The organism is Pseudomonas sp. H3_A02, from assembly GCF_054671965.1.
The window spans coordinates 3,371,880-3,392,888 of the sequence record NZ_CP162807.1 but is presented as its reverse complement, the minus strand read 5'-3'; the positions used below and the strand labels follow the sequence as shown (position 1 = coordinate 3,392,888).

Below are 21,009 nucleotides of genomic sequence, written 5' to 3'. Positions count from 1 at the left end.
TAAAAGCAAAGATCAAACAGGGGGCGAATGGTAACAGGCGATGGCGGGCGGGCTCCAGTGAGAGCGGGATTTGTGTGGCCAGTCGTCGACCGAGTCGCGCCCATCGCGAGCAAGCTCGCTCCCACAGGGGTTTTGTGAACGCCGTAGATCCAGTGTGGGAGCGAGCTTGCTCGCGATGAGGCCCTCAAAACCACCACAAAACCTCAGACAGCCAGCAACCGCTCGCGCAACTTGCCAATCTCATCACGCAACTGCGCCGCAGCCTCGAACTCCAGGTCCCGGGCCAACTGGTACATTTTCTCTTCCAGTTGCCGGATACGCTTGGTGATTTCGCTCGGCGAGCGCAGTTCGGCCTCGTAGCGGGCGCTCTCTTCGGCGGCCTTGGCCATGCCCTTGCGCTTCTTGCTGCGCGAGCCGGGCACGGTGGCGCCTTCCATGATGTCGGCGACGTCCTTGAACACGCCCTTGGGGGTGATGCCGTTGGCCAGGTTGAAGGCGATCTGCTTGTCGCGACGACGCTCGGTCTCGCCGATGGCCCGCTCCATGGAGCCGGTGATGCGATCGGCATACAGAATCGCCCGGCCGTTGAGGTTACGCGCCGCGCGACCGATGGTCTGGATCAACGAGCGCTCGGAACGCAGGAAACCTTCCTTGTCGGCGTCGAGAATCGCCACCAGCGACACTTCCGGCATATCCAGGCCTTCGCGCAGCAGGTTGATGCCCACCAGCACATCGAAGGTGCCCAGGCGCAGGTCGCGGATGATCTCGACCCGCTCCACCGTGTCGATGTCCGAGTGCAGGTAGCGCACCCGCACGCCATGGTCGGCCAGGTAATCGGTCAAGTCTTCGGCCATGCGCTTGGTCAGCGTGGTGACCAGCACCCGCTCTTCCACCGCCACGCGCTTGCTGATTTCCGAGAGCAGGTCATCGACCTGGGTCAACGCCGGACGCACCTCGACTTGCGGGTCCACCAGCCCGGTAGGGCGTACCACTTGCTCGACCACCCGGCCGGCATGTTCGGCTTCGTAGTTGCCGGGGGTGGCCGAGACAAAAATCGTCTGCGGGCTGACGCTTTCCCATTCGTCGAAGCGCATTGGCCGGTTATCCAGCGCCGAGGGCAGGCGGAAACCGTATTCCACCAGGGTTTCCTTGCGCGAACGGTCGCCTTTGTACATGGCGCCGACCTGGGGCACGCTGACGTGGGATTCGTCAATCACCAGCAAGGCATCGGCCGGCAAATAGTCATACAAGGTCGGCGGCGGCGCCCCCGCCGGGCGACCCGACAGGTAGCGCGAGTAGTTTTCGATGCCGTTGCAGTAGCCCAGCTCCAGGATCATCTCCAGGTCGAACCGGGTCCGTTGCTCCAGGCGCTGGGCTTCCACCAGTTTGTTGTTCGAACGCAGGTATTCCAGGCGCTCCTGCAACTCGACCTTGATCCCTTCGATGGCGTCCAGCAGGGTTTCCCGGGGCGTCACGTAGTGGCTCTTGGGGTAGAAGGTGAAGCGCGGCAACTTGCGGATCACTTCACCGGTCAGCGGGTCGAACGCCGAAATGCTCTCCACTTCATCGTCGAACAGCTCGATGCGGATCGCTTCCAGGTCCGATTCCGCGGGGTAGATGTCGATCACATCGCCGCGCACCCGGAACGTCGCCCGGGCGAAGTCCATGTCGTTGCGGGTGTACTGCAAGTCCGCCAGGCGACGCAGCAAGGCGCGCTGGTCGAGTTTGTCGCCGCGGTCCACGTGCAGCACCATCTTCAGGTAGGTTTCCGGACTGCCCAAGCCATAGATGCACGACACCGTGGTGACAATGATCGCGTCCTTGCGCTCGAGCAACGCCTTGGTCGCCGACAGGCGCATCTGTTCGATGTGGTCGTTGATCGAGGCATCCTTCTCGATGAAGGTGTCCGACGACGGCACGTAGGCCTCGGGCTGATAGTAGTCGTAGTAGGAAACGAAGTACTCCACGGCGTTGTTCGGGAAAAACGCCTTGAACTCACCGTACAGCTGCGCCGCCAGGGTCTTGTTCGGCGCCAGTACCAGGGTCGGGCGCTGAATCTGGGCGATCACGTTGGCAATGCTGAAGGTCTTGCCCGAGCCGGTCACACCGAGCAACGTCTGGTGCGCCAGCCCGGCCTCGATGCCTTCGACCATCAGGCGGATGGCTTCCGGCTGATCGCCGGCGGGCTGGAAGCGGGTGACTAGCTGGAATTCAGACATGACATAACCTCTGGATTCACCCCTGTCGGCCAGCCGACAGGAACGAGAAAGACCGAAACGACTGATGTCGCCCGAGGAAAAAGCTGGGATGCACACAATGTGGAGGTGAATGCCTTCGCTTTCAAGACGAACGTCCTACACGCCTTGAAGACTTTGACGCTGCGAGAGAACTAACGGTCGAAAAAAATCGTAAAAACTTAGCGTAAAAACCGAATCGCCTGTCGCCGTGCCGGGTGATGGCCTCTATACTAGCTCCCCGTTTGTGCACCGCTCTAGTGCATTCGGCTGGAGCGTCACACGTCCCCTCATTCTCCATTCAGAGCCGCGCACTAATGAGCCTGTTTTCCGCTGTCGAATTGGCACCCCGCGATCCTATCCTGGGCCTCAACGAAGCTTTCAACGCCGACACCCGTACCAATAAGGTCAACCTGGGTGTAGGTGTTTACTGCAACGAGGAGGGGCGCATTCCACTCTTGCGCGCCGTTGTCGAAGCCGAGACGGCTCGCGTGGCTCAGCACGTTTCCCGTGGTTACCTGCCGATCGACGGCATTGCCGCCTACGACCAGGCTGTGCAGACCCTGCTGTTCGGCAAGGATTCGCCGCTGATCACCTCCGGTCGCGTCATCACCACCCAGGCCGTGGGCGGCACTGGCGCACTGAAGATTGGTGCCGACTTCCTCAAGCAACTGCTGCCTGACGCCGTCGTCGCCATCAGCGACCCAAGCTGGGAAAACCACCGCGCCCTGTTCGAAACCGCCGGCTTCCCGGTGCAGAACTACCGCTACTACGACGCCGCCACCCACGACGTGAACCGCAGCGGCCTGCTGGAAGACCTCAACGCCCTGCCCGACCGCTCGATCGTTGTGCTGCACGCCTGCTGCCACAACCCGACCGGCGTGGACCTGAGCCCGGAAGACTGGAAAAACGTGCTGGCCGTGGTCAAGGCCAAGAACCACGTGCCGTTCCTGGACATGGCCTACCAGGGCTTTGGCGAAGGTATCGACGAAGACGCGGCGGCCGTGCGCCTGTTCGCCGAGTCGGGGCTGACCTTCTTTGCCTCCAGCTCGTTCTCCAAGTCGTTCTCGCTGTACGGCGAGCGCGTCGGCGCCCTGTCGATCGTCAGCGAATCGAAAGAAGAAAGTGCCCGCGTGCTGTCCCAGGTCAAGCGCGTGATCCGCACCAACTACTCCAACCCGCCGACCCACGGCGCCAGCATCGTCGCCGCCGTGCTCAACAGCCCGGAGCTGCGGGCCCAGTGGGAAGCCGAACTGGCCGAGATGCGCCTGCGCATTCGCGGCATGCGCGACCAGATGGTCGACATGCTGGCCAAGGCCGCCCCGCAGCACGACTTCAGCTTTGTCGCCCGCCAGAGCGGGATGTTCTCCTACTCCGGCCTGACCGTTGAGCAAGTGACGCGCCTGCGCAACGAGTTCGGCATCTATGCCCTGGACACCGGCCGCATCTGCGTGGCCGCGCTGAACCAGAACAACATCGATGCGGTGACCAAGGCCATCGTTCAGGTGATTTGACGCTTTCGGCACTGGATGAAAAACGGGAAGCCATTGGGCTTCCCGTTTTTTTTGAGTGTGCCTATCAGGTCCGGTAGCCCCCCCAACCTGTGGCGAGGGGATTTATCCCCGCTGGGGCGCGAAGCGGCCCTAAACCAGACCACCCGGTATGTCAGGCCGAGTGAGTTGACTGTCTTGGGTCTGCTTCGCAGCCCAGCGGGGATAAATCCCCTCGCCACAAAGGCGTCTGGCCTGACACTCCTATTCAAATCAGGCTAAAGCTCCGTCGCCCGCTGACTCGCCGCATCGTCATAGATGACATACAACGACTCGGCCACCTGGCTCTTGATCGCCTTGGTGCTTTCCAGCCCCAGGACAAACCCCTCGGCCTTGCCGCCGGCGCGGTTCAGCTCCTCGGCGGTGCTGGCCTGGATGATGGCGTCGTACAGCTTCTCGGCGTGAGGCCCCACACCCTTGGGTAAACTGATCTGGGCGGTGCTCACAGGCACACCTCGGCGCAACGAGCTGTGTGAAGCGGTAACAGGTGGTTCATGGCACGTACCTCAATGTCGGCGAATGGCCGGCAGTGCGTCCTGCCACTTCCGGGCAACCATGGTAGCCCTCTCCTGTCCTTGCGGTAACTGCCAATCGTTGATTGACCGTCAATGGGCATCAGGAATGCGCCGTCCGGCAATAGACGCTTGACTTCTCTTTTCCAATCAGTAACATACGCGCCATTCCGCGATAGCTCAGTTGGTAGAGCAAGTGACTGTTAATCACTGGGTCCCTGGTTCGAGTCCAGGTCGTGGAGCCAGACAGCAATACAAAAAGCCCCTGAATCGAAAGATCCAGGGGCTTTTTTTTGTGCAAAAAAACAGGTGAATGGCCATATAAGCCTGGCCGATGTCGCTGCCGGAACAATAATCCGGCGCCAAAAAGGCAATATGGTCCGGATCCTGCTTTCTTTTTCCGACCACCAAGCTGTCACATGAGCGTCATGACAGGGCCGCAAACTGGCACTGTCCGCCAACAACAGCTTCATAACAACAAGGACGAAGCTATGCCTACACAAAACCCCCATCGCATTGTCGGCCTGTGCACTTCCAGCAAGGTGTACAACGTACTGACTGAACTCAAGCAGCTGGAAGGCCACCGCAGCGCCAAGTTCCTTTCCCTGCTGGCGGAAAACCTGGTGCGCAAGGGCCTGCTCAACGAGCAGGAAGTGGTGCACATGCTCGATCTGGTCGTCGATTGAGCGGCATCGATTCCTACTATTGAGCCAGTTGATTTTCCGTCCTTCCCCCTGAGCCGTAAGGTAACCCCATCGATTGATGGAGGTTTCCCATGCCCAAGGTTCAAATCATGTCTGTCATTGGCAGCGCCGTCCCCGCCCCACTCCGGGAGCTCGGACTGCTGGCCTGCTGGTACCTGGTGCAGGACGGCGTGACCATCAGCGGTCCGCTGACTTCACTGCCCGCCGCCCAAGCACTGTCGCAACGTATCGGCCCCTACCTATTGAGTGCCTAGGGCAACTGCACACGCGGCGTGCTTTCGACGAACAAGGCCCAACAGGACATGAACAGCGCGGCGATCAGCGGCCCGATCACGAAGCCGTTCAGCCCGAACACCGCCAGTCCGCCCAGCGTCGAGACCAGCACCATGTAGTCGGGCATCTTGGTGTCCTTGCCCACCAGGATCGGCCGCAGGAAATTGTCCACCAGGCCGATCACGAACACCCCGAACAGCGTCAGCACCACGCCCTGCCAGATCGCCCCCGAGAGCAGGAAATACACCGCCACCGGCGCCCAGACGAGGCCCGCCCCCACCGCTGGCAACAACGACAGGAACGCCATCAACACCGCCCAGGGCAGCACCGTCGGAATCCCCAGGATCCAGAAGATCAGCCCACCCAGCGCCCCTTGGCTGATGGCAACCAGCAGGTTGCCTTTCACCGTGGCCCGCACCACTCGATTGAACTTCAACTGCAGGCGGCGTTTTTGATGTTCCCCCAAGGGAATCGCCGTGCGCACTTTGCGCACCAGTTCCGCACCGTCGCGCAGAAAGAAGAACAGCAGATAGATCATCACGAAGAAGCTGACCAGGAACTGGAACGTGCCCTGGCCAAAACTGAAGGCCTGGGTGGCGAAGAACTCGCTGCCCTGCATCGCGCTCTTGACGATCTTGTCGCGCAAGCCGTTCAGGTTGCCCAGGCCGAAGCGGTCCAGCAGATGCTGGAAGTACGGCGGCAAGGCATCCTTGAAGCGGGCCAGGTAATCGGCAATGTCCAGCTCACCGCTTTCCAGGCTCTTGTACAGCGCCGCGCCTTCCTGGACCAGCAACGTACTGATGATGATCACCGGCAAGATCGCGCTGACCACACAGATACTCAACGTGAACAACGAGGTGACATTGCGGTGCCAGCCGAACTTCAACTGCAGGCGGCGCTGCATCGGCGCAAAGACGATGCCCAGGATCACCGCCCAGAACACCGCACCGTAAAATGGCAGCAGAATCCAGATGAAGGCGACCGTGACCAGCACCAGGAGCAACATCTGGGCTTTGTTTTGCAGCATCTTTCGATTCATCAGCTTTCCATGTCCAAAGGCGGGATACACATTAGTCCGCCAGGACTCGCCGGAGTGCCTTCACGTTTGTGCTGTGCATTGATTCAGGTCAATAAGGCCTGGCCGGCCCTGGCGTACCCTCGGCACTTTTTGCGAGCTGACCCCACCATGACCCTCGCCGCCCCCGAACTGCTGGCGCCCGCCGGCACCCTGAAAAACATGCGCTATGCCTTCGCCTACGGTGCCGATGCGGTGTACGCCGGCCAACCGCGCTACAGCCTGCGGGTGCGCAACAACGAATTCGACCACGGGAATCTGGCCTTGGGCATTGCCGAGGCCCAGGCCATGGGCAAGCGTTTCTACGTGGTGGTGAACATTGCCCCGCACAACGCCAAGCTGCGGACCTTCCTCAAAGACCTAGAACCGGTGATCGCCATGGCGCCGGATGCGCTGATCATGTCCGACCCGGGGTTGATCATGCTGGTTCGCCGGCATTTTCCACAGATGCCGATTCACCTGTCGGTGCAGGCCAATACGGTGAACTGGGCGAGCGTCGAGTTCTGGCAGCAGCAGGGTTTGAGCCGGATCATCCTGTCCCGGGAACTGTCCCTGGAGGAAATCGCCGAGATCCGCGAGCAGGTGCCGGCCATGGAGCTGGAAGTGTTCGTCCACGGGGCGCTGTGCATGGCGTACTCCGGGCGCTGCTTGCTCTCGGGTTATATGAACAAGCGTGATGCCAACCAGGGCAGTTGCACCAATGCCTGCCGCTGGAAGTATTCGGCGCAACCGGCGGTGGAAAACGTCGTGGGCGACATTGTGCAGACCTATCAGCCGGAGCCGACGCTGGGCCTCGGCGCGCCCACCGACCAGGTGTTTCTACTCCAGGAAGCCAACCGCCCGGAAGCGTCCATGCCGGCCTTCGAGGACGAGCACGGCACCTACATCATGAATGCCAAGGACCTGCGGGCCGTGCAACACGTCGAGCGCCTGGCGCGCATGGGTGTGCATTCGCTGAAGATCGAAGGCCGGACCAAGTCGCACTTTTATTGCGCACGCACCACCCAGGTGTATCGCCGGGCCATCGATGACGCGGTGGCCGGTCGGGCATTCGATCGCAGCCTGATGACCGACCTGGAGTCCCTGGCCCAGCGCGGCTACACCGAAGGTTTTCTAAGGCGCCATGTGCATGATGAATATCAGAACTACCAGACCGGCAGCTCGGTCTCGGAGCGCCAGCAGTTCGTCGGCGAACTGACCGGCGAACGGCGCGAACGCCTGGCCGAAGTGCGGGTGAAGAACCGCTTCGGCCTGGGCGATCACATGGAACTGATGACCCCCAAGGGCAACTTCCACTTCGACCTGCACCAGTTGCAGGACATCAAAGGCCAGGGCATCGATGTGGCACCGGGGGATGGGCATGTGGTCTACGTGCCGATCCCGGATGCGGTGGATTTGCGGTTTGGGTTGTTGATGCGGGATGTGCGCGAACCTTAGCTCTGACACTGATCCGATCATGCAGGCACCGCCAAACAACTGTGGGAGCGAGCTTGCTCGCGATGGCGCCGGATCAGCTAATACTCATTTGACTGACACACCGCCATCGCGAGCAAGCTCGCTCCCACAGGGTTTGGTTGTGTTTGTGCCTGTTGAGCCCGGCAGAAACTGCCGAAGGCTGCGATCCTCCGCTTCCGATAGGGCCTGGTAGCCCAGGCGAAAACATCTGGATCGAGAGCGAAAGATCGCAGCCTTCGGCAGCTCCTGCTGCGCCGGAATCAGATCCGGAACTGCCCCACCAGTTGACCCAGGCGCTGGCCCAGGTCGGCCAGGCTGCGGGAGGTCTGGGCGCCGAGTTGGGTTTCGTCGGCGACGCTGTCCACGGCCACGGCAATCTGATGCACGCTGCGGTTGATTTCCTCGGCCACCGCGGTCTGTTCTTCGGCGGCGCTGGCGATCTGGGCGTTCATCGAGTTGATGGTGCCGATCAACTGCGCCATGGTGTCGAGGGAGGCACCCGCCTCGTTGGCCCGTTCCGAGGTGCCATCACCGGCCTCGCTGGAACGGCGCATCGCTTCCACCGCCGCATGGGTGCCGGATTGCAGGCGGTCGATCATGCCCTGGATTTCCTGGGTGCTCTGCTGGGTCCGACTGGCCAGGGCCCGCACTTCATCGGCCACCACCGCGAACCCACGCCCCGCCTCGCCGGCACGCGCGGCCTCGATGGCGGCGTTGAGGGCCAGCAGGTTGGTCTGCTCGGCGATCGAACGAATCACCCCGAGCACACTGACAATCGAAGCCACGTCCTGCTGCAGGCTGTCCAGGGACACGCCACTGCTGCGGATATCGTTCACCAGCGCATGAATCTGCTGGATGCTGCCGGCCACCACGCGCTTGGCCGACTGGCCTTCTTCGTCGGTCTGCTGGGCCGCGACGGCGGCGCCCTGTGCACTGCGGGCGACTTCCTGGGCGGCCGAGGACATTTCGTTAATCGCCGTGGCGACCTGATCGGTTTCGTGGCGCTGACGCTCCATGGCCTGCTCGGAGCGCTGGGCCTGCTCGGAAACTTGGGTCACCAGGCCGGTCAGTTGCGACGTCATGTCGGTGATCTGCCGCACCAGGCCGTGGATCTTGTCGACGAAGCGGTTGAACGAACCGGCCAGTTGGCCGAGCTCGTCCTGGCTGGTGATGGTCAGCCGACGGGTCAGGTCACCCTCACCCGCGGCGATGTCGTCGAGGTTGTCCTTCATCAGGTGCAGGGGACGCAGGATCGTGTTGGCGAGCACCAGGCCTACCACCGCGATCACCAGCAACACCACCGCAGCGATCCCGACGATGCTCAAGATCACGCCTTGCAGGCGATCGTGGACCTTGGCTTCCACCAGCGCCACTTGGGCTTCGATGCCGTCCAGGTTGACCGAGCTACCGACCGCCAGATCCCACTTGGGCAAGTAGTCGGTGTAGCCGAGCTTGGGCACCAAGTCCTTGCTGCCGGGCAACGGCGAACTGTATTCCAGGTAATGCGTCCCGTCCTTGGCGACTTTCACCAGGTCACGGTTGACGTAGACACCGTTCGGGTCGCGGTTGTCCTTGAAACTCTTGCCCACGCCATCGGGGCTGTTGGCCTTGAACAGACGAATGGTCTCGGAATCGTAGCCGAAGAAATAACCGTCCTTGCCATAGCTGATATTCGACAGCAGCTTGATCGCCTGGGCGCGCGCCTCGTTATCGCCAGGCGCGGCGGCATCGTAGAGCGGCTTGATGGCGGTAAGGCCCACCGCCACGTAGTTCTGCAGCGTGGCCTTGGCCTCGCTGAGCAGGCGCTCGCGGGTCTCCTGGACTTCTTTACTCGCTTGCTCCTTCAAGATGAAGGCCGTGGTCAGGCTGATGATCACGGCGGACAGCAATACCGGCAGTATCGCAAGGGACAGGACTTTAGCCTTCAAGCTCAGGCGCATGCTGTTCACTCTTGTTGGTTTTATGGCGTGGTTAGCTGTATTAACGGCACCGCGCGGCAAAACTGTAGGACAAGGTGAACGGTCAGTTGGCAGAGTCGCTGAATTCAAGGGCCTCATCGCGAGCAAGCTCGCTCCCACAGGGCCCGGTGGCGTCCACAACACTTGTGTCCACACCGATCCCCTGTGGGAGCGAGCTTGCTCGCGATTGAGGCGACTCGGTCTCGAATTACAACACCATCGCCGCCACCCACCCAAACGCCAGCAGCGGCAGGTTGTAGTGGATGAAGGTCGGGACCACGGTGTCCCAGATGTGATGGTGCTGGCCGTCGATGTTCAGGCCGGAGGTCGGGCCCAGGGTCGAGTCCGAGGCGGGCGAGCCGGCGTCGCCCAGGGCGCCGGCGGTGCCGACGATGCAGACGATCGCCAGCGGGCTGAAACCCAGTTGCAGGCACAGCGGCACGAAAATCGTCGCCAGGATCGGCACCGTGGAAAACGACGAGCCAATGCCCATGGTCACCAACAGCCCCACCAGCAACATCAGGAGCGCGCCGATGCCCTTGTTGTGGCCGATCCACGCCGCCGAGGTTTCCACCAGGCTCTGGACTTCACCGGTAGCCTTCATCACTTCGGCAAAACCTGAGGCGGCGATCATGATGAAGCCGATCATCGCCATCATCTTCATGCCTTCGGTGAACAGATCGTCGGTCTCGCGCCAGCGCACTACCCCCGACAGCGAGAAAATCAGGAAACCGGCCAGGGCACCGATGATCATTGAATCGAGTAACAACTGAACAGCGAACGCCGCCGCAATCGCCAGCCCGGCCACCAGCAGGCTCAGGGGGTTGTAGCGCACGGTCACTTGCTCGGCCCGGGCAATTTTTTTCAAGTCATAAACGCGTTTCTTGCGATAGGTAAAAAACGACAGCGCCAAGCCAAACACCATGCCCAACGCCGGGATGCCCATGGCATGCGTGATATTGATGCCACTGATGTCGACGCCGCTGCGAGCGACATTGGCCAGCAGGATTTCATTGAGGAAGATGTTGCCGAAACCCACCGGCAGGAACATGTAGGGGGTGATCAGGCCGAAGGTCATGACGCAGGCGATCAAGCGACGGTCCAGTTGCAGCTTGGTCAGCACGTAGAGCAACGGCGGCACCAGCAGCGGGATGAAGGCGATGTGGATCGGCAGGATGTTTTGGGAAGCGACCGCGACCGTCCCCAGCAGGCCGATCAGCACCCACTTGACGCCCGTACCGCCAGCGGCATCCTGGCGATCCACCAGGGCCAGGGCTTTGTCCGCCAGGGCGTGGGCCATGCCGGACTTGGCAATCGCCACGGCGAAGGCACCGAGCAAAGCATAGGACAACGCCACCGTCGCACCGCCCCCCAGGCCGGCATTGAACGCCTTGAGCGTCGCCTCGATCCCCAGGCCGCCCGTCAGGCCACCCACCAGCGCGCCGATAATCAGCGCGATCACCACATGCACGCGGGACAGGCTGAGCACCAGCATGACGCCAACCGCGGCAATTACTGCATTTATCATCGTTACCTCAGAGCACAGCGATGGAAAGCCACCGGACAAAAAGGTCGCGACTTTGCAGCAAGCGGCGGCAAGCTGCAAGGGCCGTGGAGCGGGTTTTCAAGTCCTGCCCCCCCTGTATGGAGGGATTTGTGGGAGCAAAGCTTGCTCGCGATGACGTCGTCACCTACAACATCTGTGTTGGCCAAAAAAAATGCTATCGCGAGCAAGCTTTGCTCCCACAGGCTCGCCCACAGGGAGGCTGTGCCATGGAATGGCTGTCAGCGCTTGGGCAACTCGATCACGACCTTCAACCCACCCCACTCACTGTCGTCCAACGCCAGCAGGCCGCCCCAGGTGTCGACGATATCCCGCACGATGCCCAGGCCCAGGCCGTGTCCATCGGTCTGTTCATCCAGTCGCGTACCCCGACTGAACACCTGCTCGCGGCGGTCCGCGGGGATGCCCGGGCCGTCGTCCTCCACGGCCAGGCTGAAACCCTCGGCTGTCTCGGTCATGGTCAGGCGCACCTCGGCATCGGCCCATTTGCAGGCGTTGTCCAGCAGGTTGCCCAACAGCTCCAGCAAGTCTTCACGGTCCCAGGGCAGGTGCAGGCCTGGTGGCGCGACGTAGCTCAGGTGCAGGTGTTCGCCGTGGATCATGTTCAGCGTGGCCAGCAACCCTGGCAGTTCGGCGTCGCAGTCCAGGTGCGCACCGGGCAAGGCATCACCGGACAGGCGGGCGCGGTTGAGTTCACGGTTCAGGCGCTGGCGGACCTGCTCCAGTTGGTCGAGCAACAGTTTGCGCAGCTCGGGGTTCGGGTCGAGCTTCTCGTTCGACGCCAGGCTTTGCAGCACCGCCAGCGGGGTTTTCAAGGCATGGCCGAGGTTGCCCAAGGCATTGCGCGAGCGCTTGAGGCTGTCTTCGGTGTGGGCCAGCAGATGGTTGATCTGCGTCACCAGCGGTTCCAGCTCCCGTGGCACCTGTTCGTCGAGTTGCGAACGCTGTCCGCGCTGCAACTGAGCGATCTGCTCCCGGGCCCGGTCCAGCGGACGCAAGGCACGGCGCACGGTGATGCGTTGCAGCAACAGAATCAGCAACAGCCCCGCTAACCCGAGCCCGAGGCCGATCTGTTGCATCCGGCGGAAGCTGTCACGCACCGGTGTGTAGTCTTGGGCCACGCTGATGGAAATCGCCTGGCCCAGCCGCCGATAGTCGGTGCGCAGCACCAGCAGCTTCTGGCCCTCGGGCCCCAGTTGCAGGTTGCTGTGCAGGCCCGGGTGGTCGAGCCGGGGCAATTCCTGGTCCCACAGGGAGCGGGAGCGCCAGTGCACGTCGGCAAAATCGATGCGGAAATAGTGCCCGGAAAACGGCCGCTGATAGGCCGGCGACAGGCGGCGCTCATCCAATTGCAAGCCCTGCGGGCCACGCACCAGGGCCACCAGCAGGTTCTCGCTGTCGTTACGCAGCCCGGCTTCCAGGTAACGCTGCAGGCCCAGCTCGAACAACCACAGACTGGTCTGCGCCAGGACCAGGCCGACCACCACCATCACACCGATCAGGCCCAGGCTCAGGCGCCGCTGGATGGATCTCACTGCGCCTGCCCGCCGAACAGGTAACCCTGGCCGCGACGGGTTTCGATCACGCTGCGTCCCAGCTTGCGCCGCAGGTGATTGACGTGGACTTCCAGCACGTTGGAATCGCGCTCGGTCTCACCGTCGTACAGGTGTTCGGCGAGATGGCTTTTGGAAAGGATCTGCTCGGGATGCAGCATGAAATAGCGCAACAGGCGGAACTCGGCAGCCGTGAGCTGGATGTCGGTGCCGTCGCGGACCACGCATTGGCGACTCTCATCCAAGTGCAACCCGGCGGCCTTGAGCGTCGGCTGGTTGACCTGGCCATGGGAGCGGCGCAGCAGCGCCTGGATCCGCAAGTGCAGCTCTTCAGGATGAAAGGGTTTGGTCAGGTAGTCGTCGGCCCCGGCCTTGAGGCCCTCGATGCGCTCGGCCCAGGACCCGCGGGCGGTGAGGATCAGCACCGGCGTGGCCAGGCCGCCGGCGCGCCATTGGGCCAGCACGTCGAGCCCCGGCACGCCCGGCAGACCGAGGTCGAGAATGATCAGGTCGTAGGGCTCGCTGCTGCCCTGGTACACCGCGTCGCGACCATCGGCCAGCCAATCGACGGCGTAGCCCTGGCGAGCAAGCCCGGCCATCAGTTCATCGGCCAGGGGCACGTGATCTTCCACCAGAAGCAGGCGCATCAGTCTTCCTTATCTTTGAGTAAGCGGCCGGTTTTGGCCTCCAGGTCCAGTTCGCGCACGACGCCGTCGGTGTCCAGCAGCTCGACCTCATAAATATAGACGCCGTGTTTCTCCTCCAACTCGGCTTCCAGCAGCTTGGCGCCGGGGTGGCGGTCCAGCGCCTGTTGCAGAAGCTGTTCGAGCGGCAGGATCACGCCCTGCTGACGCAGTTGCAAGGCCTCGTCCTGATCCAGGTCCCGGGCCACGGCCAGTGAACAAAACACCAGCAGCGCCAGCGCCCATCGGCTGCGGGCGCATAAATTAAGCTTCATTACAGATCCTGATGATTCTTGAGTACCTTGCCGTTGGTGGCGTCCAATTCCACGTCCCACTCAATGCCCTTCTTATCGTGCAAGCCCACCTGATAAATGTACTTGCCGTACTCTTCCTCCAACTCCGTCTCGGTCAAGGTGGCGCCAGGGTGTTTGGCCAGGGCAGCGGCATTGAGTCTTTCAAAGGACAGGATGGTACCAGCGTCTTGCAGTTTGCGGGCTTCGTCCGCGCTCAGGTCTCGTGCGTGAGCCAGGCTCGTACCGAGGGCCATGAGGGTCGCGATGAAAAAGGCAGTCAGGCGGTTCACGGGTTGTCTCCTTTTTATAATCTTTCACAGGGGGGACTGTATCGGGATGAACTTAACTGAAACTGAATCGCCATCATTGAACCCACATCAATGTGGGAGCGAGCTTGCTCGCGATAGCGCCAGCTCAGTCACATCAATATCAACTGACAGACCACCATCGCGAGCAAGCTCGCTCCCACAAGGTTTTGTGTCGCTATAATTGTCCGCTTGTTTGCATTCGAGACTGGTATGACCGCCATCCACATCAAGTTCCCCGCCCTCACCCTCAAGGCCGGCCCCCGTGCGTTCGGGCGCATTCGCCAGGCCGGCCTGAACGCCGCCGATGTTGGCATCCTGCCCGGTGCCGCCGGTGGCCCCAAGGCCCTGGGCATCCAGGGGCTGGACCTGGCGCTGTTCGGTGAATGGCTGCCCGCCGCGCCCCGGGAGCGCTCGCTGATCGGGGCTTCGGTGGGGGCCTGGCGCTTCGCCAGCGCCTGCCTGCCGGATGCCGCCGAGGGGATCCGGCGCCTGGGCACCTTGTACAACGAACAAAGCTTCGCCAAAGGCGTGACCATGGCCGGCGTCAGCCAGAGCTCGCAACGCATGCTCGATGACTTGCTCGACGGCCGCGACACTTCGATCCTCGATAACCCGCGGTACCGGCTCAACATCATGGTCGTCAAGAGCCACGGCCTGCTCGCCCAGGATCATCGCGGCCGGCTGGGGCTGGGGCTGTCGTCGGTGATCGCCGACAACCTGCGGGGTCGTGCGCGGCTGTCACGGCATTTCGAACGGTTGATCATCCACGACCCGCGCCTGGCCCCGCCCCTGCATCCGCTAAATGACTTTCCGTCGCGCTTCGTGCCCTTGGCGGCCGGCAACCTGCGCCAGGCTCTGCTGGCCTCGGGCTCGATCCCGATGGTCATGGAAGGCGTGCGCGACCTGCCGGGCGCCGGTGCCGGCACCTTCCGCGACGGCGGTCTGCTGGACTACCACCTCGACCTGCCGTACAGCGGCGAGGACATCGTGCTCTATCCGCACTTCACCGACCGGGTCATTCCCGGCTGGTTCGACAAGGGCCTGCCGTGGCGCCGGGGCAATGTCGACCGCCTGCAGGACGTGTTGCTACTGGCACCGTCGCGGGAATACCTGGCGCGCCTGCCCTACGGCAAACTGCCAGACCGTAACGACTTCAAGCGCTTCATGGGCGATGACCCGAGCCGCCGCAAATATTGGCGCACGGCGATGGACGAGAGCCGCCGGCTCGGTGACGAGTTCCTGGAGCTGACGGCCAACGGTGGCTTGGGCGAGCGTTTGCTGACCCTTTAGTCAGCACGGTCGCGCAACGCGGTTATCAAACTGATAAACTCCGCCGCCTGCCTCGCGACCGCTACCTTAAAGAGCCCGAACCTGTGGAAATTTTCAAAGAGTTTACCTTCGAATCCGCCCACCGCCTGCCCCACGTGCCGGACGGCCACAAGTGCGGCCGCCTTCACGGCCACTCGTTCAAGGTGGCGATCCACCTGAGCGGCGATATCGATCCGCACACCGGCTGGATTCGCGATTTCTCGGAGATCAAGGCGATCTTCAAGCCCCTCTACGAGCGCCTGGACCACAACTACCTCAACGACATTCCTGGCCTGGAAAACCCCACCAGCGAAGTGTTGGCCAAGTGGATCTGGAATGAGTTGAAGCCGTTGCTGCCAGAGCTCAGTGCCATTCGCATCCACGAGACTTGCACCAGCGGTTGCATCTATCACGGCGAGTAAAACCTTTGGGGCCCGCTTGTAGGGTCCCACCTGTGGGAGCAAAGCTTGCTCGCGACAAGGATTACACGGTCTCTTCGGAACCGAGGCGCCTGCATCGCGGGCAAGCCTTGCTCCCACAAAATCTAGCGCCGCCATTGGGTTTTCCTGTCCCGCCAGCATTGGCCTATGCTTGGTCCCCTGAGCCATTCTCAGGGGAGTATCGAGCATGACCCACTGGCCGCTGGATCAAACATACGACTTCAACGGACACCCCATCCGCTACGCCATCCACGGCGATGGCCCGCCGCTGGTGTTTGTCCACGGCACACCCTTCTCATCCTATGTGTGGCACCGGATCGCTCCGCTGTTCTTCACCACCCACCGGGTGCACTACTTCGACCTGCTGGGGTATGGCCAATCCGCGCAACCCGATGCCGACGTGTCCCTCGGCGTACAAAACCTGCTGCTCGCACAATTGCTGGCGCATTGGCGTCTGGATTGCCCGGACGTGGTGGCCCATGACTTCGGTGGCGCCACGGCCCTGCGCACGCACCTGCTCAACGGCAAGGACTACCGCAGCTTGACCCTGATTGACCCCGTGGCGCTGTCGCCCTGGGGTTCGCCCTTTGTGCAGCATGTCCGCCAGCATGAAGCGGCCTTCAGCGGCCTGCCCGACTACATTCAGCGGGCGATCGTGCCGACCTACATTCGCGGCGCGATCAAACGGGACATCCCCGACGCGGAACTGGCGCCCTACGTGCAGCCGTGGCTTGGCGAGCCGGGGCAGGCGGCGTTCTACCGGCAGATCGCGCAGATGGACGAGCGTTACACCCGCGAGGTCGAAGGCCTGTACCCGAACGTACGCTGCCCGACCCAGATACTGTGGGGCGAGGACGACCAATGGATCCCCATCGAGCGCGGCCAGGCCTTGCACCAGCTGATTCCAGGCGCGCAACTGCACCCTGTGCCGAACGCCGGACACCTGGTTCAGGAGGATGCGCCGGAGGCCGTCGTCGCGGCGGTGTTGCGCTTCTTGCCATTACCCCCTTCCTCCTGAAAAAACCCGCTCCCACAAGGAAACCGCATAGGACAGTGAGAACTGTGTTCCAACTTGAATCACCGCCGCACCGCTTTCGCCCCTTTCGCCCACCCCATCCCCAGGATTGTCTATAAATAATCTCGCGATCACCCGTTTGGCACGGCCGCTGCACGCTTGCGACATCCCTCACCCGCAAGGACCGCCCCATGACTCAGAACGATCCAGGCAATGACTACCCCCTGAGCGAAGTCCCGCTGCACGCTCGCAAGGGCCTGGCCTCCACGGCCATGGTGCTGCTGGGTTTCACCTTCTTCACCGCGACGATGTTTGCCGGTGGCAAGCTGGGCGTGGCGTTCGGTTTTGCCGAGATGCTCACGGTCATCGTCATCGGCAACCTGCTGCTGGGCCTGTATGCCGCCGGCCTGGGTTACATCGCCTTCAAGAGCGGGCTCAATTCGGTGTTGATGGGGCGTTTCTGTTTCGGCGAGGTGGGCAGCAAGCTCAGTGACTTGATCCTGGGGTTCACCCAGATCGGCTGGTACGCCTGGGGCACGGCGACCGCCGCGGTGGTGCTGGGCAAGTACTTCGAATTGGGCCAGGGCACGGTGCTGTGGCTGATGGTGTTGTTCGGCCTGGGGTTCTGCGCCACGGCCTATGTCGGTTATCGCGGGCTGGAAATCCTCTCGTACCTCGCCGTGCCGGCCATGATGTTGCTGCTGATGCTGTCGATGTGGGTGGCGACGGTGAAGGTCGGCGGCTTCGACGGCTTGCTGGCGGTGGTGCCCACGGGCAGCCTCGATTGGTCCACCGCCATCACGCTGGTGTTCGGCACCTTCGTCAGCGGCGCGACCCAGGCGACCAACTGGACGCGGTTCTCCCGCTCGGCGAAGGTCGCGGTGCTGGCGAGCCTGATTGGATTCTTCCTGGGCAACGGCCTGATGGTGCTGATCGGCGCCTACGGGGCCATCGTCTATCAACAACCGGACGTGGTCGAAGTGTTGCTGCTGCAGGGCTTCGCCATGGCGGCGATGGCGATGCTGCTGCTCAACATCTGGAGTACCCAGGACAACACCATCTACAACTTCGCCGTGGCCGGTTGCAACCTGCTGCGCACCCGCCGACGCAAGACCGTGACCCTCTGCGGCGCGGTGATCGGCACGTTGCTGGCGCTGCTGGGCATGTACGACATGCTGGTGCCATACCTGATCCTGCTGGGCACCGTGATCCCCCCCATTGGCGGGGTGATCATGGCCGATTTCTTCTTCCGCTGGCGCGGCCGCTATCCACGCCTGGCCGAAGCCCGGTTGCCGGCATTCAACTGGCCCGGGCTGCTGGCCTATGGGCTCGGCACGGTCGCCGCGTTCAATTCGCCGTGGGTCGCGCCACTGGTAGGAATCGCTGCAGGCGCGCTAACGTATGTGCTATTGATCGGCGTAATGGGTATTCGCACCGCTGACGCGCCCCTACAAGACCTCTAAAGGATTCGCCCGATGCACATCATCAACGCCCGCCTGCGCAACCGCGAAGGCTTGCATGAACTGCACCTGGAAAACGGCCTGATCGCCAACATCGCCCGTCAGACCGAAGCCCCCAGCCTCGGCCCGGAAGACCTCGATGCCGGCGGCAACCTGGTGGTCCCGCCCTTCGTCGAACCGCACATCCACCTGGACGCGACCCTCACCGCCGGCGAACCGCGCTGGAACATGAGCGGCACGCTGTTCGAAGGCATCGAGTGCTGGGGCGAACGCAAGGCCACCATCACCCAGGAAGACACCAGCACCCGCGCCAAGAAAACCATCCAGGCCCTCGCCGCCCATGGCATCCAGCATGTGCGCACCCACGTCGACGTAACCGACCCCGAACTCACGGCCCTCAAGGCGATGCTGCAAGTGCGCGAGGAAAGTCGCCACCTGATCGACATGCAGATCGTCGCGTTTCCCCAGGAAGGCATCGAGTCCTACCGCAATGGCCGCGAGCTGATGGAAGAAGCGATCCGCATGGGCGCCGACGTGGTGGGCGGTATTCCTCACTTCGAGTACACCCGCGACCAGGGCGTCAGTTCGGTGAAATTCCTCATGGACCTGGCCGAACGCACCGGGTGTCTGGTGGATGTGCATTGCGACGAAACCGACGACCCGCATTCGCGCTTTCTCGAAGTGCTCGCCGAAGAAGCCCGCAGCCGCGACATGGGCGCCCGCGTCACCGCCAGCCACACCACGGCCATGGGCTCCTACGACAACGCCTACTGCGCCAAGCTGTTCCGCCTGCTCGGGCATTCGGGCATCAGCTTTGTCTCTTGCCCGACCGAAAGCATTCATCTGCAAGGCCGCTTCGACACCTTCCCCAAACGCCGCGGCGTCACCCGAGTCAATGAACTGCTCGAAGCCGGGATGAACGTGTGTTTCGGCCAGGACTCCATCGTCGACCCGTGGTACCCGCTGGGCAACGGCAACATCCTGCGGGTGCTGGAAGCCGGGCTGCATATCTGCCACATGCTCGGCTACCGCAACCTGCAAAGCGCCCTGGACCTGGTCACCGACAACAGCGCCAAGGCCATGAACCTGGGCGAGCGCTACGGGCTGGAGCCCGGCCGCCCGGCGAACCTGCTGATCCTGTCGGCGGACAGCGACTACGAAGTGATCCGCAGCCAGGGCTTGCCGCTGTACTCGATTCGCAATGGTGAAGTGCTGATGAAGCGGCAGATGCCGGTGGTGGAGTTCGGACCGCAGCTGGGCTGATGTCCCCTGTGGGAGCAGCTTGCTTGCGATAGCGGTAAGTCAGTTGCATTGATGTTGAATGTACCGCCGTCTTCGCGAGCAAGCCCGCTCCCACAGTTGATCTTTAGTGGACACAAACTCAGCGCACGACACAAAATCATTGTGGGAGCGGGCTTGCTCGCGAAGGCGTCATCAGTCGCACTACAGGACCATCTGGAATATAGAAAGCTAAGGCACGAACTTAGCCGTGCCAAACAAACTCACCCGTACCAACTCCCCACTCTGCTCTTCCAGCAAAATCGGCGCAGTGCCGCCGGGCATCACCACCCTCACCGCCCCCGCCTTCACCCAGCCCACCCGCCACGCAGCACTGGCCACCGCACTGGCGCTGGTGCCCGAGGACGCGGTGGGCCCCTCGCCGCGCTCAAACACTCGAGCAACGATCCGCCCTTCGGCCTCGCGCCAAGCCCATTGCAGATTCACACCCGCCGGGCACGGAACGCCGGCCCCAGCGGGCACCGCATAAGCGATGCGGGTCAGGTTTTGCGACAACGCCGGGGCGCGCATTTGCGTGTTGCTCGGCAGCGCCTCGGCAGCCTCCGTCAGGGTCACGCAATGCGGATTGCCGATGTTCACGAACTGACTGTTGCCCCACGCCGGACTCAATGCGTGGAGTGCCGCCACCCGACTGACATCGCGCTGATTGAACACCACGCTCTCCACGCGTTGGGCAGCGACGGCTTGAGGCCCAAAAAGCGGGTTCCCCAAGTCCAGCCAGAAGCCCTGCACACCCTCGAATTCGGCGGCTCGCACCGATGTCTGCAGCGGCGACAAGCCCTGGTGTTTGTCGTGGTGCACCTGCAACAAGCAATCACCCTCGCTCGGCATCAAGCCTTGCTCTTTCAGCGCCTGGGAGAAAATCGTCAAGCCGTTGCCGCTGCGTTCGGCCAGGGTGCCGTCGGTGTTGACGATCAAAACGTCAAAGGGCGGTTCATCCTGGAACGGGCCGACCAACAGGCCGTCGCTGCGATGGGCCTTGGCATCCGGCGGTGCTTCGCCCGGCGCCCAACCGCAGAAGGCATGCACGGCGGCCATGGCCCAGGACTCGCGCCGCTGTGCCGCGAGGGCGGCTGACGGCGGCAGATCAATACCGTGGTCACGCACCTGTCGCGGGGAGACGACACCATACATATTGCCGCGTGCATCATAAAACTGCGTCATGGACCAGACCCAAAATCAGCCAGCAAGGGCCGGTACTTTATGCTGGCATAGGCTGCGGGAGCAAAGCCTGCGCGTTGATCGGCACCTTGGGGTCGCGGTGCGGTCAGTGGATATGCAAGCATAGGCCCCTGCCTGCACCACCGCACCGCACGAAAGCCAAG

At 62.5% G+C, this 21,009-nt stretch carries 19 protein-coding genes and 1 tRNA gene; 10 read left to right on the top strand and 10 right to left on the bottom strand.

Translation table 11 applies throughout. The annotated features are described in order from the left end of the window. Positions 1–203: 203 nt before the first annotated feature. Positions 204–2,219 carry an excinuclease ABC subunit UvrB gene (gene uvrB / locus AB4N80_RS14985; protein ID WP_122565118.1) on the bottom strand — a complete coding sequence of 672 codons (2,016 nt, stop codon included), beginning with the start codon at positions 2,217–2,219 and terminating at the stop codon, positions 204–206. Positions 2,220–2,551: 332 nt separating this feature from the next. On the opposite strand from uvrB, the gene AB4N80_RS14980 reads away from it, so the two are divergent. Then, the gene (locus tag AB4N80_RS14980) at positions 2,552–3,748 is read left to right on the top strand and encodes an amino acid aminotransferase (RefSeq protein ID WP_122565117.1); all 1,197 of its coding nucleotides are present in this window, start codon (positions 2,552–2,554) and stop codon (positions 3,746–3,748) included. 254 nt (positions 3,749–4,002) lie between these two features. Here AB4N80_RS14980 and AB4N80_RS14975 read toward each other — a convergent pair whose 3' ends face one another. Further along, the gene (locus AB4N80_RS14975) at positions 4,003–4,230 is read right to left on the bottom strand and encodes a hypothetical protein (RefSeq protein WP_305481888.1); all 228 of its coding nucleotides are present in this window, start codon (positions 4,228–4,230) and stop codon (positions 4,003–4,005) included. Positions 4,231–4,465: 235 nt separating this feature from the next. On the opposite strand from AB4N80_RS14975, the gene AB4N80_RS14970 reads away from it, so the two are divergent. From AB4N80_RS14970 to AB4N80_RS14960, 3 genes are all read left to right on the top strand, one after another. After that, positions 4,466–4,541: transfer RNA gene (locus tag AB4N80_RS14970), tRNA-Asn, on the top strand. Between the two features lie 246 nt (positions 4,542–4,787). Then, a complete protein-coding gene (locus tag AB4N80_RS14965) occupies positions 4,788–4,982 on the top strand; it encodes a hypothetical protein (protein WP_003203896.1) in 195 nt (64 codons plus the stop codon). 89 nt (positions 4,983–5,071) lie between these two features. Next, the gene (locus AB4N80_RS14960; RefSeq protein WP_003203898.1) at positions 5,072–5,254 is read left to right on the top strand and encodes a hypothetical protein; all 183 of its coding nucleotides are present in this window, start codon (positions 5,072–5,074) and stop codon (positions 5,252–5,254) included. Here the strand turns inward: AB4N80_RS14960 and AB4N80_RS14955 are convergent. Continuing rightward, positions 5,251–6,312 carry an AI-2E family transporter gene (locus tag AB4N80_RS14955; protein WP_122565115.1) on the bottom strand — a complete coding sequence of 354 codons (1,062 nt, stop codon included), beginning with the start codon at positions 6,310–6,312 and terminating at the stop codon, positions 5,251–5,253. The two genes, AB4N80_RS14960 and AB4N80_RS14955, sit on opposite strands and share 4 nt — an antisense overlap. A 147-nt stretch (positions 6,313–6,459) precedes the next feature. Here AB4N80_RS14955 and trhP point away from each other — a divergent pair, with 147 nt between their 5' ends. Next, the gene (gene trhP, locus AB4N80_RS14950) at positions 6,460–7,785 is read left to right on the top strand and encodes a prephenate-dependent tRNA uridine(34) hydroxylase TrhP (RefSeq protein WP_305471239.1); all 1,326 of its coding nucleotides are present in this window, start codon (positions 6,460–6,462) and stop codon (positions 7,783–7,785) included. Positions 7,786–8,063: 278 nt separating this feature from the next. Here the strand turns inward: trhP and AB4N80_RS14945 are convergent, their stop codons facing one another. From AB4N80_RS14945 to AB4N80_RS14920, 6 genes are all read right to left on the bottom strand, one after another. Next, entirely contained in the window at positions 8,064–9,743 is a 1,680-nt protein-coding gene (locus AB4N80_RS14945; RefSeq protein ID WP_122569526.1) for a methyl-accepting chemotaxis protein, read from the bottom strand. Positions 9,744–9,969: 226 nt separating this feature from the next. Then, positions 9,970–11,286 (bottom strand): Na+/H+ antiporter family protein, encoded by a 1,317-nt coding sequence (locus AB4N80_RS14940; RefSeq protein WP_163006918.1) that lies wholly within the window; start codon positions 11,284–11,286, stop codon positions 9,970–9,972. A 260-nt stretch (positions 11,287–11,546) separates the two neighbouring features. Next, positions 11,547–12,860 (bottom strand): sensor histidine kinase, encoded by a 1,314-nt coding sequence (locus AB4N80_RS14935; RefSeq protein WP_122569524.1) that lies wholly within the window; start codon positions 12,858–12,860, stop codon positions 11,547–11,549. Beyond that, entirely contained in the window at positions 12,857–13,525 is a 669-nt protein-coding gene (locus tag AB4N80_RS14930) for a response regulator transcription factor (RefSeq protein ID WP_053123507.1), read from the bottom strand. The genes AB4N80_RS14935 and AB4N80_RS14930 overlap by 4 nt, the downstream gene beginning before the upstream one ends. After that, positions 13,525–13,836, bottom strand: coding sequence for a PepSY domain-containing protein (locus AB4N80_RS14925; protein ID WP_122569523.1), 312 nt, complete (start codon positions 13,834–13,836; stop codon positions 13,525–13,527). The genes AB4N80_RS14930 and AB4N80_RS14925 overlap by 1 nt, the downstream gene beginning before the upstream one ends. Then, positions 13,836–14,144, bottom strand: coding sequence for a PepSY domain-containing protein (locus AB4N80_RS14920; protein ID WP_205929687.1), 309 nt, complete (start codon positions 14,142–14,144; stop codon positions 13,836–13,838). Before AB4N80_RS14920 ends, AB4N80_RS14925 begins: the two co-directional genes overlap by 1 nt. Before the next feature lie 228 nt (positions 14,145–14,372). On the opposite strand from AB4N80_RS14920, the gene AB4N80_RS14915 reads away from it, so the two are divergent. From AB4N80_RS14915 to codA, 5 genes are all read left to right on the top strand, one after another. Beyond that, positions 14,373–15,452: a patatin-like phospholipase family protein gene (locus tag AB4N80_RS14915; protein WP_122569522.1), complete on the top strand. Its 1,080-nt coding sequence runs from the start codon at positions 14,373–14,375 to the stop codon at positions 15,450–15,452. 83 nt (positions 15,453–15,535) lie between these two features. Beyond that, entirely contained in the window at positions 15,536–15,892 is a 357-nt protein-coding gene (gene queD, locus AB4N80_RS14910) for a 6-carboxytetrahydropterin synthase QueD (protein WP_003203918.1), read from the top strand. A 205-nt stretch (positions 15,893–16,097) separates the two neighbouring features. Beyond that, the gene (locus AB4N80_RS14905) at positions 16,098–16,928 is read left to right on the top strand and encodes an alpha/beta fold hydrolase (RefSeq protein WP_122569521.1); all 831 of its coding nucleotides are present in this window, start codon (positions 16,098–16,100) and stop codon (positions 16,926–16,928) included. 188 nt (positions 16,929–17,116) lie between these two features. After that, positions 17,117–18,388, top strand: coding sequence for a cytosine permease (codB, locus tag AB4N80_RS14900; RefSeq protein ID WP_122569520.1), 1,272 nt, complete (start codon positions 17,117–17,119; stop codon positions 18,386–18,388). Positions 18,389–18,400: 12 nt separating this feature from the next. Then, positions 18,401–19,648, top strand: coding sequence for a cytosine deaminase (gene codA, locus AB4N80_RS14895; protein ID WP_122569519.1), 1,248 nt, complete (start codon positions 18,401–18,403; stop codon positions 19,646–19,648). Between the two features lie 207 nt (positions 19,649–19,855). Here codA and AB4N80_RS14890 read toward each other — a convergent pair whose 3' ends face one another. Continuing rightward, positions 19,856–20,848, bottom strand: a complete 993-nt coding sequence (locus AB4N80_RS14890; RefSeq protein WP_460082734.1) for a diaminopimelate epimerase — start codon at positions 20,846–20,848, stop codon at positions 19,856–19,858. Positions 20,849–21,009 lie beyond the last annotated feature (161 nt).

Coding starts and splice junctions, on each gene's coding strand:
- AB4N80_RS14930 (WP_053123507.1), bottom strand. CDS start 13,525: ATGCGCCTGCTTCTGGTGGAAGATCACGTGCCCCTGGCCGATGAACTG.
- uvrB (WP_122565118.1), bottom strand. CDS start 2,219: ATGTCTGAATTCCAGCTAGTCACCCGCTTCCAGCCCGCCGGCGATCAG.
- AB4N80_RS14965 (WP_003203896.1), top strand. CDS start 4,788: ATGCCTACACAAAACCCCCATCGCATTGTCGGCCTGTGCACTTCCAGC.
- AB4N80_RS14960 (WP_003203898.1), top strand. CDS start 5,072: ATGCCCAAGGTTCAAATCATGTCTGTCATTGGCAGCGCCGTCCCCGCC.
- AB4N80_RS14955 (WP_122565115.1), bottom strand. CDS start 6,312: ATGAATCGAAAGATGCTGCAAAACAAAGCCCAGATGTTGCTCCTGGTG.
- trhP (WP_305471239.1), top strand. CDS start 6,460: ATGACCCTCGCCGCCCCCGAACTGCTGGCGCCCGCCGGCACCCTGAAA.
- AB4N80_RS14925 (WP_122569523.1), bottom strand. CDS start 13,836: ATGAAGCTTAATTTATGCGCCCGCAGCCGATGGGCGCTGGCGCTGCTG.
- codA (WP_122569519.1), top strand. CDS start 18,401: ATGCACATCATCAACGCCCGCCTGCGCAACCGCGAAGGCTTGCATGAA.
- codB (WP_122569520.1), top strand. CDS start 17,117: ATGACTCAGAACGATCCAGGCAATGACTACCCCCTGAGCGAAGTCCCG.
- AB4N80_RS14945 (WP_122569526.1), bottom strand. CDS start 9,743: ATGCGCCTGAGCTTGAAGGCTAAAGTCCTGTCCCTTGCGATACTGCCG.
- AB4N80_RS14915 (WP_122569522.1), top strand. CDS start 14,373: ATGACCGCCATCCACATCAAGTTCCCCGCCCTCACCCTCAAGGCCGGC.
- AB4N80_RS14905 (WP_122569521.1), top strand. CDS start 16,098: ATGACCCACTGGCCGCTGGATCAAACATACGACTTCAACGGACACCCC.
- AB4N80_RS14980 (WP_122565117.1), top strand. CDS start 2,552: ATGAGCCTGTTTTCCGCTGTCGAATTGGCACCCCGCGATCCTATCCTG.
- AB4N80_RS14890 (WP_460082734.1), bottom strand. CDS start 20,848: ATGACGCAGTTTTATGATGCACGCGGCAATATGTATGGTGTCGTCTCC.